A 15532-nucleotide genomic window follows, 5' to 3' on the forward strand; every position below is an offset into this window, starting at 1 on the left:
CGAAAGGGAGGATCGAAAATGAGCCAGGAGCAACAAACTCATACGCTGGAAAAGGAATCCCTGCTGGAAAAAGACAGGGCGCACATGTGGCATCACATGTCGCCCTACAATCCCAATCCGATGATCGTCACGGAAGCGAGCGGCTCGTGGGTGACGGACATTGACGGAAACAAATACCTGGACGGCATGTCTGGCCTGTGGTGCGTCAATATCGGCTACGGCCGGCAAGAGCTTGCTGAGGCTGCCTATGAGCAATTGAAAACGATGGCCTACTTCCCGCTGACACAAAGCCATGTGCCAGCGATCAAGCTGTCGGAAAAGGTGAGCGAGTGGCTCGGTGAAGAGTATCGGGTCTTTTTCTCCAACAGCGGTTCGGAAGCGAATGAAGTAGCCTTCAAAATCGTCCGTCAATACCACCATCAGAACGGCGAGCCGGGCCGGTACAAGTTCATTTCCCGTCACCGGGCCTATCACGGCAATACGATGGGAGCTTTGGCTGCTACCGGACAATCGATCCGAAAACAAAAATACGAGCCGCTGGCGCCGGGCTTTCTCCACGTTTCCCCGCCGTATTGCTACCGCTGTCCATTCGGAAAGTCCTACGGGAGCTGCAGCCTCGAGTGTGCCCAGGTATTCGACGAGGTCATCAACTGGGAGGGAGCAAACAGCGTGGCGGCCGTCATTATGGAGCCGACGATCACAGGCGGCGGCGTCATCGTTCCTCCGCCGGAGTACATGCCGAAGGTGCGGGAAATCTGTGACAAGTACGGCGTCCTTTTGATCGTCGACGAAGTGATTTGTGGATTCGGCCGTTCCGGTCAAAAGTTTGGTCATCAAAACTTTGGCATCAAGCCTGACATTGTGACCATGGCCAAAGGGATCACAAGTGCGTACCTGCCGTTGTCGGCTACCGCGGTGCGGGCAGACATTGCCGACAAGTTTAACGAGCAAGGAGTCAACCTGCACTTCCGTCACGTCAATACGTTCGGCGGAAATCCGGCGGCTTGTGCGCTCGCGCTGAAAAACCTTGAGCTGATGGAAGAAGAGCAGATGATCGAGAGGGCTGGCCGTCTGGGAGAGGAGTTGCGGGAGAAGCTGTCGTTCTTAGAGGAGCATCCGCATGTAGGCGACATTCGGAGCTTCGGTTTTCTGATGGGCATCGAGATGGTGGAAAATCGGGAAACGAAGGAACCGGCAGCGCCTGACAAATTGACCAAAGTCATCGGAGCCTGTAAACAGCGCGGCCTGATCATCGGACGAAATGGCGATACGATACCGGGCTTCAATAACGTTCTCACCCTTTCGCCTCCTTTCTCGACTACAAGCGAAGACATTGACTTCATCGCTCGCGTACTGCGTGAAGCGTTTGCGGAATTAGCCTAAGCAATCAAATAACAAAAACGGCTTCCTATTCCTGACCTGCCCTAAGACGAGCAGAAAGGGAAAGGAGGCCGTTTGGTTTCATGGTTTCAGAATCAAGAATCTTTTCTCATGATGAAATAGACAATCAGACCCATGACCGGAAAAAGCAGTGTTCCAATGAGTACAAGCAAAGCGTATTCGTTGCTTTTGCCGCGTTTGCGAGCGTCCCGATAGGCCCAGATACTGGTGAGGATATTTAGCGCGTATAGAACCAGGAGGATCAGAAACGGGAAAAACATGATCAGTTGAATTGGTAAGTCGAAATGACTTTTGTATTCCACAAGTGTCCCTCCCAAAAGTGTATATCGAAAGGCATGACAAATCATGTCTATGTATGGCAAACAAGACTCTATCGGCAGTTGGTCGGCAGATCCAGGAAGATGTCCCAAGCAAAAGCGAAAGGTATTGACGCGGGTTGGGGATCATGATAAGGTACAACGTAATGAATACTAAGTAAATACATAGGAATTGTATGTTTTAATCATTTCGACAGGGGAGGAAAACCATGAACAAAGGACGTACGATCAAACAGGCAGCCGCGGGGGCAGTTTTACTAACCGCTTTAGCGGTGACCGCTGGCACGCAGGTGTATGCAGCGCCCGCATCCACTTCTTCTTTGGCGGTGCAAGCTACTGCGGTGCAAACATCAGTACCTCAGCCAACATCCGTCAAAGATGCCGCCGCCTACATCACAAAGCGGTACGGAATCACTTTGTCCGGGACTATTACCAAACAGCAGTTTGAAAAGGCTTTGGAAACGCTGCTAGCCTCTTCCAGTATAGCGGTTAACAGCGATGGGGCCAATCATTCTTTCTTCCCGAAAGGCTCGACGAGCAATAAGCTTTTGGCATGGGAGGCAATCAGCGCTTCCGTAAAGGCTGCTGACTTAAAGGAACTGGCGCATACGTATTCGGACGAAAAAATCTCCGCAGCCTGGGATGCAGCCGGCTTGACGTATAAAGCAGGCGAAGGGATTGCCAAGGAAGCGGCACAGGAGGTGGCGGTCGCCTTTGACACCGGGTTCCTTTCTGCAAAGGATTTGTCCGGAATAAAGCTGGAAGCAAATGTATCCGCCGAGCTCGCCTATCAGATCTTGAACAAGGTGGCAGAATTTCACGGAGAGCAGCAAAACTTTCTCGGCACCATCAGCGACGACGACATCTTCGGAAAGCTCGTCCAGGCGTGGAATGAATCCCAGTTGATCAGGAAAGAAGAATTGCAAAAGACCGTAGATGAAGGACTGAAACAAAACCTGATCACCGGTTACAATCTCAAGGACACGCAGTTTGATCCCCACTTTGATCCCGCACGGACGATCACCTACGGGCATAGCGATATCGTCCATGCGGTGCAATTGGTCGGCCTGCTCCGCAGCGAAGGCATTGCTGCGAAAGTACAGTTGGAGCCGAAAACGTCTGCTTTTGTTTATTTGAAAGAATGGGGCGAGCCGGTACAAACGGATGATTATCAAGTAGTCCCGATCGACAACGGCAATCACATTGCCTACGCCAAGGAATACGATCTGAGTCTGGAGTTTGCCACGGTCGAAGAAAAAGAGAAATTCCAACCGCTCGTACTGAAATACGCGAAGCGCAATCAAGAGGATATGACCGGTCTTCTCAAATCGTCCTGGTGGCAGCCTCTCTACTATTCCCTGACAAAGCTGGATGAGTATCCGGTGATCACAAACAATGTGCTGAAAAAAGGCCGCTATCTGGCCCAGACTTTTACCCTGAACGAAGATTCGGCCAAAGTCGTATCCGGATTGAAAAAAATCAACCCTTCTGCCAGCGTGGAAACGTATCAGTTTTGGGTCGATCAACCGTTTTACAACTATTTAAAAGGGGACTATAAATAAGCTCATCCCCGCTCTTTTTTAGTGGTTGCGGGCTGGTCATCCTGTTCGGCTTGGTATGCGCGAAGTCCGCGAACGAACATTTCCAGGATGACGTCGTGCTGGGTCTTGCTCGCCACCTTCAGGCGTATTTGCTCCAGCTCGTTCACCAGTTCCGAATCCAGATGCAAATTAATCGTTTTTCCCTTGCTTCGCGGGTGAATTTCAAGATGATTGCCATTCTTCTTGACCACCCCTTCGACAACCGCTTCTTTTCCGAGTATGTTGCGATCGGGTACGTACAAGCAAGGGGCTTCCAGGATGATATGGGTCAGCTCTTCACTGAAACGGATAGTGAGGGGCTGCCCCTTTTTTTTATGAAAGTCGCGAATTTGGCGAGAATATTCCTGGTTTTCTACAGTATTGCCGAGCGTGATAACAGCTGTTTCCATAACTCCTCCTTACGACCGGGCAAGAGAAGTGGAGGTCTGATTGGCTTTCTGCAAAGCACCCTCCGTGACCCCGTCTATTACTTCGCCGTTTTCCTCGATCTGTACCTGGTAGACAAACAGCTCATCTGCAGGATCAGCCTTGCTTAAGGCGACAGCCGTGATGACCGCACAAACCCATTTCCCGTTCCGCTCCAGACGAACGCGATCCAGGACGTCAAATTTGGGAACGAGCAAACCTTTTCCATGCAAAAAGCGCAGTACTTCTTTTCGCGGATACAGAAAGCGCTTGTTTCCCTGTTTGCCTGCCAGCAAAGGAAATACCTCGCGCTCATCGATGACCGTGCCAAGCAGCCCATCGTCTGCCCACCTTTTAATCGAGGCCATGCTTCCCGTCCTTCCGCTCCGGGAGGCGAGCAGGTCCAAAATCTCGCGCGATGATACATAGTTTTTTCTCTCCGAGCGTTGTGCTTCAAAAGCAATCCGTTCGGCTTCCAATCTCTCCAACCGGTCCATCGCTTCTGCAATTTGCTGCTTGAGTCTGGCAATCAGCTGATCGTAATCCTTCATGCCATCCCCCTCAATTCTTGTTTTGGTATCAGCCTATTCTGCATTGAAATCAATCATGCCTGGGAAGTCGGTTTCATTTCAGGAACCTCCTATTTAAAAAAGGTGATGAAGGAATCATAAAACGCTTTTTTTCCACATTGATAATAGCAAGGAAGCAATTTTCAGAACGCCTGAGGAGGTTGTTGCATAATGAGCGTTCGCCGCGAAGAAACAAAGACCGCATCTATGCTGCAGGCAAACTTTCAAGAAGTAGTTCCTGCCCTGAAGCCGAAAGAAGCGATAGACGAAGCAAACCGGTGCCTTTTCTGTTACGATGCCCCCTGTATCAAGGCCTGTCCCACCTCAATCGACATCCCGTCCTTTATTAAAAAAATTGCGACCGGCAATTTGCTCGGGTCGGCGAGGACGATTATGGAGGCAAACCCGGTCGGAGCTAGCTGTGCCAGGGTCTGTCCGACAGAGGAGCTGTGCGAAGGTGCCTGTGTGCTCAATCACGCCTCCAAGCCGATCATGATCGGGCTGCTTCAGCGTCATGCGACAGACTGGGCAATAAAAAATCAGAAAATTCTGTTTCATGCAGGAGAGCAAAATGGCAAGCGCGTCGCTATCGTCGGCGGCGGTCCAGCCGGTCTTTCGGCAGCGCGAGAGCTTGCCCGTCTCGGTTATGAAGTAACGGTTTTCGAAGCGCGAGAAAAGGCCGGCGGGCTAAACACCTATGGCATCGTTTCCTTCCGTTTGCCGCAGGAGGTTGCACTGTGGGAGGTTGAGCAAATCGAGCAGATGGGCGTGACCATCAAGACTGGAACCCGCGTCGGTGTAGACGTGACACCGGAGGAGCTTCTGCAGAGCTTTGAAGCTGTCTTGCTTGCGGCAGGCATGGGCGCTGTCCCGATGCTGAATATCGAGGGCGAAGACTTGATCGGCGTTCTCGATGCGATTTCCCTCGTGGAGGATACGAAAACGAAACCGCTTACGGATCTGATGCTCGGCAAGAAGGTGGTTGTGATCGGGGCGGGAAACACGGCGATAGACGGAGCCACTGCCTCCAAACGGCTGGGTGCCCAGCTCGTTCAGATTCTTTACAGGCGTACAGAGAAAGAGATGACCTGCTACGAGTTCGAGTATGAATTTGCGAAACAAGATGGCGTGGAATTCCGTTGGCTGGTAGCGCCGACCCGGATTATCGGCGAAAACGGACGGGTGACCGGTATTGAGCTTATGCGGATGGAGCTTGGGGAGCCGGATGCAAAAGGACGAAGGCGTCCGGAGCCGGTCCCGGGCAGCGAGTTTGTAATGGAAGTGGATTTCGTTGTAAAGGCAATCGGGCAAACGCGGCACGTGGACTTGATCGAAATGTTCGGGCTTCAGCACAAAAACGGAATCGTGGAGATCGAGGAAGGCACGTATCGAACCTCTCATCCGCATGTCTACGCCGCGGGCGATGTCATCTTTGGCGGAGGGAATACGGACGCGATGGTCGTGGATGCAGCCAATCACGGAAAGCGGGCGGCTCATGCGATCCACACGGCGCTGGAAGCAAAGTCTCAGCCAGTTTTATAAGAAGGAGGCGTAGAAACAATGGCAGATTTACGCATTAATTTGGCGGGAATCGAGTCGCCCAATCCGTTTTGGCTGGCTTCAGCACCGCCTACCAATTCCGGCTATCAGGTGCAGCGGGCGTTTGATGCGGGGTGGGGAGGAGCAGTCTGGAAGACACTGGGGGAACCGATCATAAACGTGACGTCCCGGTTTGCCGGACTTCACTTCGGAGGACAGCGGGTGCTCGGCTTCAACAACATCGAGCTGATCACGGACAGACCGCTCGAGGAAAACCTGAAGGAAATGCTGGAGACCAAAAAGCTGTTTCCGAAGCACACGTTGATCGCTTCGCTCATGGTCGAGCACAAGCGCGAAGCGTGGCATGAAATCGTGAAGAAAGTGGAGGCCATAGGGGTAGACGGACTGGAGCTGAACTTTGGCTGTCCGCACGGCATGGCGGAACGCGGCATGGGCTCGGCAGTAGGTCAGCACCCCGACCTGATCCGGCAGCAGGTAGAGTGGGTCAAGGAAGTCGCCCAGACGCCTGTCATCGTCAAGCTGACGCCAAACATAACAGATATCCGCTTCACAGCCCGTGCAGCGTCAGAGGGGGGAGCCGATGCCGTCAGCATGATCAATACGATCAACAGCCTGATCGGAGTCGATCTGGACTCGTGGCTGCCGATCCCGCATGTGGATGGAAAAGGAGCGCACGGCGGTTATTGCGGACCAGCGGTGAAGCCGATCGCGCTCAACATGGTAGCGGAATGCGCTCGCGATCCGCAGGTGGGGATTCCGATCTCCGGGATTGGCGGCATTTCCACATGGCAGGATGCAGTCGAATTTTTGCTCATGGGAGCGAGCGGCGTCCAGGTATGCACCGCAGCCATGCATCACGGATTTCGGATTGTCGAGGACATGATCGACGGCCTGAACAACTACCTGGATGAACGGGGAATCGCTTCGGTCATGGACATCGTCGGCAAAGCTGTGCACACCTATTCCGATTGGGGCCATCTCAATTTGAATTACAAGGTCGTTGCCCGCATCCACGAGGAAACGTGCATCAATTGCAACAAGTGCCATATTGCATGCGAGGACACCTCTCACCAGTGCATCGATATTGTGACTGACGAAATGACCGGGAAAGAAAGGCTGGTCGTTCGTGAAGAAGACTGTGTCGGCTGCAATCTCTGCTCCATCGTATGTCCGGTCGAAGGGACGATAGAGATGGTAGAAATCCCGTCTGATCAGCCGCCGCTCTCTTGGAACCAGCGGCAAGCGGCACTGGCAGCAGACCGAAGCTGCGAAGCGGCCCAGGAGTAATGTTTTCACCTCTGAACGCATAGCTTGTACTGGCAAGAGACATACCGCCAGAGCATTTGCCCTGACGGGGCCGGGAAAAGAGGAGGGTATAAGATGAAAAAATGGATTCGCGGAGGTACAGTAGTGACGGCAGCCGATACGTATCAGGCTGACGTATTGATCGAGGGCGAACGGGTAGTCGCGATCGGTCATCAGCTGTCAATTGACGGTGCGGAAGAAATCGACGCCACCGGATGCTATGTCATTCCAGGCGGGATCGATCCGCATACACACCTCGACATGCCGTTTGGAGGCACGGTGACGGCGGACGACTTCTTTACCGGCACCCGGGCAGCGGCATTTGGCGGAACGACCAGCATCGTCGATTTCTGTCTGACCAAAAAAGGAGAGTCGCTGAAATCGGCGATTGCGACCTGGCATGAAAAGGCACGCGGGAAAGCCGTCATTGATTACGGGTTTCACCTGATGATCGCGGAGGCAAACGATCAGGTGCTGGAGGAGCTGGAGAGTGTCATCTCGTCGGAAGGGATTACTTCGCTGAAAGTGTTTATGGCATATAAAAACGTCTTCCAGGCAGACGATGAGACTTTGTTCAAAACCTTGGTCAAGGCCAAGGAGCTGGGGGCGCTCGTACAGGTGCATGCGGAAAACGGCGATGTCCTCGATTATTTGACCAAGAAAGCACTGGCCGAGGGGAACACCGATCCGATCTATCACGCTTATACCAGGCCGCCCGAGGCGGAAGGAGAGGCGACGGGCAGAGCCATTGCTTTGACCGCGTTGGCGGGCTCGCAGCTTTACGTCGTCCATGTCTCTTGTGCATCGGCGGTACAGCGGATAGCGGAGGCGCGGGAGAAAGGCTGGAATGTCTACGGGGAGACATGTCCGCAATATTTGGCTTTGGATGTGAGTATCATGGATCAGCCCGACTTCGAGGGAGCCAAATACGTCTGGTCACCGCCGCTCCGGGAGAAATGGAATCAGGAAGTGCTGTGGAGCGCATTGAAGAACGGCATATTGCAGACCGTCGGCTCCGATCATTGTCCTTTCAACTTTCGGGGTCAAAAAGAACTGGGGAGAGGTGATTTCACCAAGATTCCCAACGGCGGTCCGTTGATAGAAGACCGCTTGACGATCCTCTATTCCGAGGGGGTACGCCAGGGACGCATCAGCCTGAACCAGTTCGTGGACATCTCTTCTACGAAGGCTGCGAAGCTGTTTGGGATGTTCCCGAGAAAAGGAACGATTGCGGTAGGCTCGGATGCCGATATCGTCATTTTTGACCCGCATGTAAAGCGTACGCTTTCCGTCGAAACGCACCATATGAACGTTGACTACAACCCATTTGAAGGAATGGAAGTGTACGGCGAGGTCGTCTCGGTTCTATCGAGGGGCTCGTTCGTGGTGCGCGACAAGCAATTCGTCGGGCAGGCAGGAAGCGGCCAGTATATCAAACGCACTACTTTTGAACAGCCATAACCCCAAACCCATTGAAGGGAGGCAGACTTCCACTATGGCAAACAAGGTAACAATCGGCCTGATCCAGGCGAAAAACGACGTTCACGGCGATGAGCCGGTCCACGTCCATAAAGAAAAGGCAATCGAAAAACACGTCCGGCTGGTTCGCGAGGCAGCGGGCAGAGGCGCTCAAATTATCTGTCTGCAAGAAATCTTTTACGGTCCGTACTTCTGCGCCGAACAAAACACCAAATGGTATGAAGCGGCCGAGGAGGTCCCGGATGGGCCGACCGTCCAGCAATTTCAGTCGCTGGCCAAAGAGCTGGGGACGGTGCTCATTCTGCCGGTCTATGAGCGGGTAGGTATTGGTACCTACTACAATACTGCTGCTGTGATCGATGCGGACGGCCGTTACCTCGGCAAATACCGCAAGCAGCACATCCCCCACGTGGGAGTCGGCGACAACGGCTGCGGTTTTTGGGAGAAATACTATTTCAAACCGGGAAATTTTGGCTATCCCGTCTTTGAGACGGCCTTTGCAAAAGTGGGCGTCTACATCTGCTATGATCGTCATTTTCCGGAAGGGGCCAGGCTGCTTGGGCTGAATGGAGCCGAAATCGTCTTCAATCCGTCGGCGACTGTGGCCGGCCTCTCCGAATATCTCTGGAAGCTCGAACAGCCGGCTCATGCTGTAGCCAATGGATACTATGTCGCTGCGATTAACAGAGTGGGAGTGGAAGCGCCGTGGAACATGGGGGAATTTTACGGTCAATCGTATCTGGTAGACCCCCGGGGACAATTCGTAGCAGTCGGCAGCAGAAATCAGGATGAGGTGATCATCGCGGAAATGGATAAAAATCTGATCCATCAGGTGCGGGATACGTGGCAATTCTACCGCGACCGGCGACCTGAGACCTACGATGATATGGTCAAATTGCTCCCTTAAATCGCATGGCAAAGGGAATGGCCCGGCAGCGAAAAGCAGGGTGGCGCGGTGTGGCGCCCCCTCTTTTCCCGTTTGGGATACGCCGCTGGAGTTGAATCGTGAAGAGGAGTTTTCTGCATGAAGAAGATCGTCTATCGGGGAGTTGAATACAGGGAAGCCGAGCGAGTCGTCAAGCTGCAAAGATATGAACGGCACGAACGCAGACAATTTGTCAACGGGGCTATCGCCAAAGCTGTGTTCGGTTCTGGCGTGTATCTTGTCAGCAATATGAAGGTAGCGGCTCAGTATGCCATTTGTCATGCGGAAACGACTTGGGACCAGGCGGCCATCCTCAGGCAGGAGTTGAGAACTGCGGGACTTTTTTCTCTGCATGAACAATACGGAGAGAATCAACTGCGTCTGGATGCCCTGCAATCCCGGCATTCAGAGGACGTCCTGAACCGGTTGTCAGCCGAAATGGACGACCAGGAATGGCTGGACTGGACCGGAGAACAAATCAGACTTTACTTGATCGAACAAGGCTACAACGGGATCTGTTATCGGATAAGCGACGAATTGACCTATTACATTTGTTATAGCCCCGACGAGCAAATTTCCAACATTTCATTGTTTTCAGTATTTGATGTAGGAGTTTCGTCGTAAAACTATCGACTTGTCCATCCTCCTTTGGTAGAATTAGACATTATTCGACCATTTTCAGCAATTATGATTATAAAATAAGGAGATGGCCTCAAGACATGAAACTTTTGCGCAACATGCAGACACGGACAAAGCTAATGAGTCTGGTTATTTTGATGAGTGTTTTCTTGGGAGGAGTAGGGGCTACTGGCTACTACAATTTAATGAAAGCGGAAACACGGATGTCCACGATGTACCAGGATCAGCTGTTGCCGATCAAGTGGGTGAACGAGCTCCGTACAGAGACAAGACAGATCGAGGCAATTATGTATAAAATGATGCTGGAAACGAGCCCTTCCAAACAAAGAGATTACAAACAGCAGTACCAGGACCTGGTGGCGGAGTCTGATGCGTTGCTGGCAAAGCTTCAGGAGTCTGCAACTTCAGAACAGGAGACAGAAATTCTGGAAACGCTGAAGACGCTGTTGGAAAAATACCGGGGCGATCAAAAAGTCGTGATCCATTTGGTAGAAGAAAAAAATCCGGACGAAGCCTTTGCTTTCTTCCGTGCGACGGAATCGACGCTGAACGGGATTAACCAAGAGCTAAAATCCTGGGCAGATTACAATTCCGCAAGAGCAGAAGAAACGAATAACGTAAATACCGCAGAGGCGAAAGCCGTAGAAATTACGATGCTCGGAATCGCGGTGCTTGCGATTGTCCTTGCGCTCAGCGTCGGATTTGCCATCGCCCGGATGATCGCCAACCCGCTTCGCGACGTCGCTTCCAAATTGGAAGAGCTCGCTAGCGGAAATTTGGCAGTGAAGTCAGTTGAGTATACAGGGAAAGACGAAGTCGGGACGCTGGGATTGGCCTTCAACCGACTTGTATCTGAGCTGCGTCTCCTGATCGATCAGGTAAAAGTGGCGAGTGAACAGGTAGCGGCTTCCTCCGAGGAGCTCCATGCGAGCGCAGAGCAGACAGCGAGAGCGTCAGAGCAGGCAGCTGCTGCCATCGAGGAGATCGCTTCCGGGTCAGAGGTACATACACTTCGCTCCCAGGAAGGTGTACGCGTCATGGAGGAGATGGCCCTGGCTGTACAACGTATCGCCGAAACCTCGGGCTCCGTCTCCGAATTCTCCGGACAAGCCGCCCAGGAAGCAGAGCAAGGCAATGAACGCATTCAGTCCGCAGTCGATCAGATGACCGCGATCAATGAAGCAGTAAGCCGCGCTGCCGAAATGGTGCAGCTGCTAGGTGTCCGCTCCGAGGCGATCGGAGAGATCGTTCAGGTCATTACGGGAATCGCTTCCCAAACCAACTTGCTCGCGCTGAACGCTGCCATCGAAGCGGCCCGTGCCGGCGAACAAGGCCGCGGCTTTGCCGTTGTGGCTGACGAGGTGCGAAAATTGGCTGAGCAATCGGAAGAGTCTGCCCGCGAGATTGAGAGATTGATCCAGGATATTCAAAATGAAACGGCACAGGTTGTGAATGCAATTAAACAAGGCACCCGGGAAGCGGAAACGGGCAGTGTGATCGTCCGTGAGGCAGGAGAAGCCTTCCAGCGCATCGTCTCTTCATCGCAAACGATCGCTGAACAGATTCAGGAGGTATCCGCGGCGACCGAACAAATGTCGGCAAGCATACAGCAAGTCGCCTCCTCGATGGATGAAATGAACCGGTTGGCGCAGGAGGCTTCCGACCATACGCGCGGTGTTGCCGCGACATCAGAGGAACAGCTGGCGTCCATGCAGGAAATCACCAACTCCAGTGAAAATCTGAGCAAGCTTTCCCATGAGCTGCAATTGTCCATTAGCCGGTTTAAAATGTAAAGATCAGCAAAAGAGAAGCTCCGCCAAATGAACGGCGGAGCTTTTATTACGTCACTTTTTACGCTAGCGCAGCAGTAGAATGCATTTCATCGGGAAGTATGCACATTTAATTAGGAAGCATGCGCCTCTGCCTTGGCGGTAATCTTCTCGTAATCCGCCTGGCTTATCAGGCTGGAGCTTCGTTTCATAAACCAGGTGTAGAAGATCAGGGAGACGAACAATCCGATCGTCCAGGCATTATCCCAGATGAACCCTAATCCGGGAATGAGCCTGCTGACAAAAGGAACAGCAATCCCGAGCAGCATGGCCCAGATGGCATTCCAGTTATAGCCGCCCCTGTACGAGTAAATTCCGTTTGTGCGATACAGCTCCGTCAAGTGAATTCGCTGTTTGCGGACCAGCCAGTAGTCTGCGATCGCGATGCCGTCTATCGGTCCCAGCAGAGCGGCATAAGTTCCGAGCCACAGGAAAATATAATTGCCGAAATTATCCAAAATATACCATGGCTGCATAACGAGTGCGACGACTCCGGTAATGATTGCGCCAGCCCCAAAGCTCATTTTGCGCGGGGAAAGGTTTTCGATGGCCCGTGCAGGAGCTACGACGTTCGCGGCAACATTGGTCGTCAGCGTGGCCAGGATGATGCCAATTGTTCCAAAGAAGATGGCAAGCGGAGAGAACTTCGCGAGGACGGCCGCAGGGTCCCAGATCGCTTCCCCAAAAATGACGACGGTAGCAGAGGCAACAGCGACCCCGATAAAGGAGAAGCCTCCCATGGTCGTCGGCAGCGCTACGGATTGACCGGCAATTTGAGCTCGCTGGCTCTTGGCGTATCGGCAAAAGTCGGGAATATTCAGCGCCATCGTTGCCCAGAAGGCAATGGCACCGGTAAGGGAAGGAAAGAAGACTTTAAAAAACTCGCCAGCGGTTGTAAATTTGGAGGGAGCCGAGAGCATCGGTCCCCAGCCGCCAGCTTTTGTCAACGCCCAAATCAGCAGGGCGAGGGACATGATGATCAACGTCGGAGCAGCCCAGAACTCCATCTTTTTAATCGCTTCAGGTCCTCTGTAGGCGATCCAGACGTTTAGCGCCCAGAACCCGAAAAAAGCAATCCAGGTATGGCCAGGCACATTGCCCCAACTGCTCATGGACATCAGCAGGGTATCGATAGCGGTCCCGCCAAACCAGCAGTTGATGCCAAACCAGCCCGCGCCGACAAGACCTCTCGCTACGGCAGGAATGTGTGCCCCTTTGGAGCCAAACCAGAGACGGGCGTAGACCGGATACGGAATCCCGAATTTTGTGCCCGCATGGGAATTAAGGAGAATAGGGATAAGGACGATACAGTTGCCCAGGATGATGGTGATGATCGCCTGCCACCAGTTCATGCCGAGGGCGATTAATCCGGCCGCGAGCGAGTAGGCGGGCAAGCAGATCGACATGCCGATCCACAAGCTGGCAAAGTTGTACGAAGTCCAGTTGTGCTCAGCCATCGTGGTTGGCCGCAGCCCATCGTTGAACAGAGGGCTGTCTTTGATCAGATTTTCGCCTTCCTTGGTCAGGGTGACGATGCCGTCCGAATCCACCTGGGTCTTCATGAATAACTCCCTCCTTTATAAAGAAAATAGGAACCGACCAACATAAGCGTTGCTCGGATACAAGATGCTACATTATATTGGACAGTCCGACAAGAAATGACAGAATTTTCTCACATAAAGAAACCAGAAAAGCACCCGGCAAGATTGCTCCGGGTGCTGTGGTGCTTGTTATTTCGGAAAGTATTCCTTCCATCTTTGATCGACCAGTTTGGCAATATCCGGGTGAGTCTCCACTTCGTCGGGGTAGAATGGCTTCATTCGCGCATCGACTACCAGCGGACCTTCATAGCGAATCTTGTTGCGGGAAATGGTCGCTTTTGCATACAGATCATGAGCCGGATCAAAGCGGGTGAAGACGGTCCATAAAAACTGGCTTTGGTCATTTGCAATCGAGGCATCATCGACGATGCAGATCATCGGCCACTCTTTGCAATGCTCGTTTACGTACGGCAGAATTTCTTCGCCAAACTGCGGATTCTCCTCAAAGGACGGACCGGAGATGACGAGACATCCGCCGCAGAACAGTTGGATCCGGGAAGTATTCGGGATGCCTTCCCCCTTGTATTCTTTGGGCAGCTCCCGAACAGGGTCTCCGATCCCCAGCATGATCCCTTTTGAACCATGGTTGAATTTCCGGCCGGTATAATCCAGTGTATCGCCGGACGTATCGTTGACGATCAGCAGATCGCGCTCCGGCTGGAAGCGGGCAAGAACGATTTCCATAAAATTCCTAAAATTAGCCAAATCGCAAGGGACATCCGTGACCATCAAAAACTTGGTCAGCGTCAATTGTCCTTCGCCCATGATCCGGAAGGCATGAGCCATCGCTTCCTTATAATAGCTTTCCCGGACGATCGCCCCTGCGAGAGCGTGAACCCCGGTCTCACAGTAAGCCCAGATCGCTTTGACGCCAGGCATGACGACAGGGAACAGCGGAGAGAGCAGGCGCTGCAGGTACTCGCCGATATAGTAGTCCTCCTGACGCGGCTTCCCGACGACTGTAGCCGGGTAGATGGCATCCTTGCGGCGGAACATTTGTTTTACTTGAAATACCGGGAAATCATGCGTCAGCGAGTAATAGCCGAAGTGGTCTCCAAACGGCCCCTCCGGTCTGCGGACATGCGGTGGAACTTCTCCCGCAAAAACAAACTCGGCATCTGCAACGATGCGGTGCGGATGGTTGGGCACCTCCACCATCTTCAATTTATCTCCCATTACTAATGAAGCAAAGACAAGCTCCGGCACCATCTCGGGCAGAGGAGAGATCGCGGACAAAATGAGGGCGGGCGGTCCGCCGATCGTCAGCGAAACAGGCAGCGAGCGATTTTGTTTTTCCGCTTCGTAGTAATGAAAACCGCCGCCCTTGTGGATCTGCCAGTGCATGCCTGTCGTATTTTTGTCGTATATCTGGATGCGGTACATCCCCAGATTGTGCTGCTTTGTCTCTGGATGCTCGGTGTAAACGAGCGGAAGCGTAACGAATGGACCTCCGTCCAGATGCCAGCTCGTCAATGCAGGCAACGCTGTCATATCGACTTCTGTTGTACTTACTTGGGTGACGGGAGCCTGTCCTTGGGATACCGTCTTCGTACCGGTACGCATCACTTCCAGCAGAGGCGACCGCAGCTCCCACAATCCGGAGAGCGAAGGCGGCATCAGCTTGTCCAACCCGTGAACCAGGTCTTTTACAATCGTTTCCGGTTTTGGACCGAATGCCATGTCCACACGCTCGGCTGTGCCGAACAGGTTGGTCACGACCGGGAATGTTTTTCCTTTTACATTGGTGAACAGGAGTGCAGGTCCTTCCTCCTGGATGACCCTCCGGTGTATCTCAGCCAGCTCCAGATTTGGGTCCACTGGCGCGTCAATCTCGATTAACTGCCCGTGCTGGCGCAGTTGTTCCATAAACGAACGCAGATTTGCGTGCATCTTTCCTAACC

At 52.9% G+C, this 15532-nt stretch carries 13 protein-coding genes; 8 read left to right on the forward strand and 5 right to left on the reverse strand.

Annotated features, from left to right (window positions below; all coding sequences use genetic code 11):
* Positions 1–18 precede the first annotated feature (18 nt).
* Positions 19–1383, forward strand: coding sequence for an aspartate aminotransferase family protein (locus V5G20_RS13255; RefSeq protein WP_338460864.1), 1365 nt, complete (start codon positions 19–21; stop codon positions 1381–1383).
* A gap of 92 nt (positions 1384–1475) precedes the next feature.
* Here V5G20_RS13255 and V5G20_RS13260 read toward each other — a convergent pair whose 3' ends face one another.
* A complete protein-coding gene (locus tag V5G20_RS13260; RefSeq protein ID WP_003385646.1) occupies positions 1476–1703 on the reverse strand; it encodes a PLDc N-terminal domain-containing protein in 228 nt (75 codons plus the stop codon).
* 224 nt (positions 1704–1927) lie between these two features.
* Here V5G20_RS13260 and V5G20_RS13265 point away from each other — a divergent pair, with 224 nt between their 5' ends.
* A complete protein-coding gene (locus V5G20_RS13265) occupies positions 1928–3280 on the forward strand; it encodes a hypothetical protein (RefSeq protein WP_122958322.1) in 1353 nt (450 codons plus the stop codon).
* Positions 3281–3282: 2 nt separating this feature from the next.
* Here V5G20_RS13265 and V5G20_RS13270 read toward each other — a convergent pair whose 3' ends face one another.
* Complete coding sequence (locus tag V5G20_RS13270) at positions 3283–3708, reverse strand: hypothetical protein (protein ID WP_003385644.1); 426 nt, start codon at positions 3706–3708, stop codon at positions 3283–3285.
* A gap of 9 nt (positions 3709–3717) precedes the next feature.
* A complete protein-coding gene (locus V5G20_RS13275) occupies positions 3718–4275 on the reverse strand; it encodes a hypothetical protein (RefSeq protein WP_003385643.1) in 558 nt (185 codons plus the stop codon).
* 189 nt (positions 4276–4464) lie between these two features.
* Between V5G20_RS13275 and V5G20_RS13280 the strand changes: the two genes are divergently transcribed.
* The 6 genes from V5G20_RS13280 to V5G20_RS13305 all read left to right on the forward strand — a co-directional run bounded on the left by V5G20_RS13280 (position 4465) and on the right by V5G20_RS13305 (position 11994).
* Complete coding sequence (locus tag V5G20_RS13280) at positions 4465–5835, forward strand: NAD(P)-dependent oxidoreductase (protein ID WP_172920488.1); 1371 nt, start codon at positions 4465–4467, stop codon at positions 5833–5835.
* A gap of 18 nt (positions 5836–5853) precedes the next feature.
* On the forward strand, positions 5854–7140 hold the full coding sequence (gene preA / locus V5G20_RS13285) for an NAD-dependent dihydropyrimidine dehydrogenase subunit PreA (protein WP_031932857.1): 1287 nt from the start codon (positions 5854–5856) through the stop codon (positions 7138–7140).
* Between the two features lie 93 nt (positions 7141–7233).
* A complete protein-coding gene (hydA, locus tag V5G20_RS13290; protein ID WP_122958321.1) occupies positions 7234–8619 on the forward strand; it encodes a dihydropyrimidinase in 1386 nt (461 codons plus the stop codon).
* A 34-nt stretch (positions 8620–8653) separates the two neighbouring features.
* A complete protein-coding gene (locus V5G20_RS13295; protein WP_122958320.1) occupies positions 8654–9544 on the forward strand; it encodes a nitrilase-related carbon-nitrogen hydrolase in 891 nt (296 codons plus the stop codon).
* A 117-nt stretch (positions 9545–9661) separates the two neighbouring features.
* The gene (locus V5G20_RS13300) at positions 9662–10186 is read left to right on the forward strand and encodes a hypothetical protein (protein WP_003385638.1); all 525 of its coding nucleotides are present in this window, start codon (positions 9662–9664) and stop codon (positions 10184–10186) included.
* A gap of 95 nt (positions 10187–10281) precedes the next feature.
* On the forward strand, positions 10282–11994 hold the full coding sequence (locus V5G20_RS13305; protein ID WP_003385637.1) for a methyl-accepting chemotaxis protein: 1713 nt from the start codon (positions 10282–10284) through the stop codon (positions 11992–11994).
* Between the two features lie 110 nt (positions 11995–12104).
* Here the strand turns inward: V5G20_RS13305 and V5G20_RS13310 are convergent, their stop codons facing one another.
* Both V5G20_RS13310 and V5G20_RS13315 read right to left on the reverse strand, forming a co-directional pair.
* Positions 12105–13592 (reverse strand): NCS1 family nucleobase:cation symporter-1, encoded by a 1488-nt coding sequence (locus tag V5G20_RS13310; protein ID WP_122958319.1) that lies wholly within the window; start codon positions 13590–13592, stop codon positions 12105–12107.
* Between the two features lie 168 nt (positions 13593–13760).
* Positions 13761–15521, reverse strand: a complete 1761-nt coding sequence (locus V5G20_RS13315; protein ID WP_122958318.1) for a UbiD family decarboxylase — start codon at positions 15519–15521, stop codon at positions 13761–13763.
* Between the last annotated feature and the right edge of the window lie 11 nt (positions 15522–15532).

The organism is Brevibacillus borstelensis (assembly GCF_036700025.1).
In the GTDB taxonomy this organism is placed as follows: domain Bacteria; phylum Bacillota; class Bacilli; order Brevibacillales; family Brevibacillaceae; genus Brevibacillus; species Brevibacillus borstelensis.

Bases quoted from the DNA above. Each gene is read 5' to 3' on its own strand.
- V5G20_RS13255 (WP_338460864.1), top strand. From the start codon at position 19: ATGAGCCAGGAGCAACAAACTCATACGCTGGAAAAGGAATCCCTGCTG.
- V5G20_RS13265 (WP_122958322.1), top strand. From the start codon at position 1,928: ATGAACAAAGGACGTACGATCAAACAGGCAGCCGCGGGGGCAGTTTTA.
- V5G20_RS13270 (WP_003385644.1), bottom strand. From the start codon at position 3,708: ATGGAAACAGCTGTTATCACGCTCGGCAATACTGTAGAAAACCAGGAA.
- V5G20_RS13275 (WP_003385643.1), bottom strand. From the start codon at position 4,275: ATGAAGGATTACGATCAGCTGATTGCCAGACTCAAGCAGCAAATTGCA.
- V5G20_RS13280 (WP_172920488.1), top strand. From the start codon at position 4,465: ATGAGCGTTCGCCGCGAAGAAACAAAGACCGCATCTATGCTGCAGGCA.
- preA (WP_031932857.1), top strand. From the start codon at position 5,854: ATGGCAGATTTACGCATTAATTTGGCGGGAATCGAGTCGCCCAATCCG.
- hydA (WP_122958321.1), top strand. From the start codon at position 7,234: ATGAAAAAATGGATTCGCGGAGGTACAGTAGTGACGGCAGCCGATACG.
- V5G20_RS13295 (WP_122958320.1), top strand. From the start codon at position 8,654: ATGGCAAACAAGGTAACAATCGGCCTGATCCAGGCGAAAAACGACGTT.
- V5G20_RS13300 (WP_003385638.1), top strand. From the start codon at position 9,662: ATGAAGAAGATCGTCTATCGGGGAGTTGAATACAGGGAAGCCGAGCGA.
- V5G20_RS13305 (WP_003385637.1), top strand. From the start codon at position 10,282: ATGAAACTTTTGCGCAACATGCAGACACGGACAAAGCTAATGAGTCTG.
- V5G20_RS13310 (WP_122958319.1), bottom strand. From the start codon at position 13,592: ATGAAGACCCAGGTGGATTCGGACGGCATCGTCACCCTGACCAAGGAA.
- V5G20_RS13315 (WP_122958318.1), bottom strand. From the start codon at position 15,521: ATGCACGCAAATCTGCGTTCGTTTATGGAACAACTGCGCCAGCACGGG.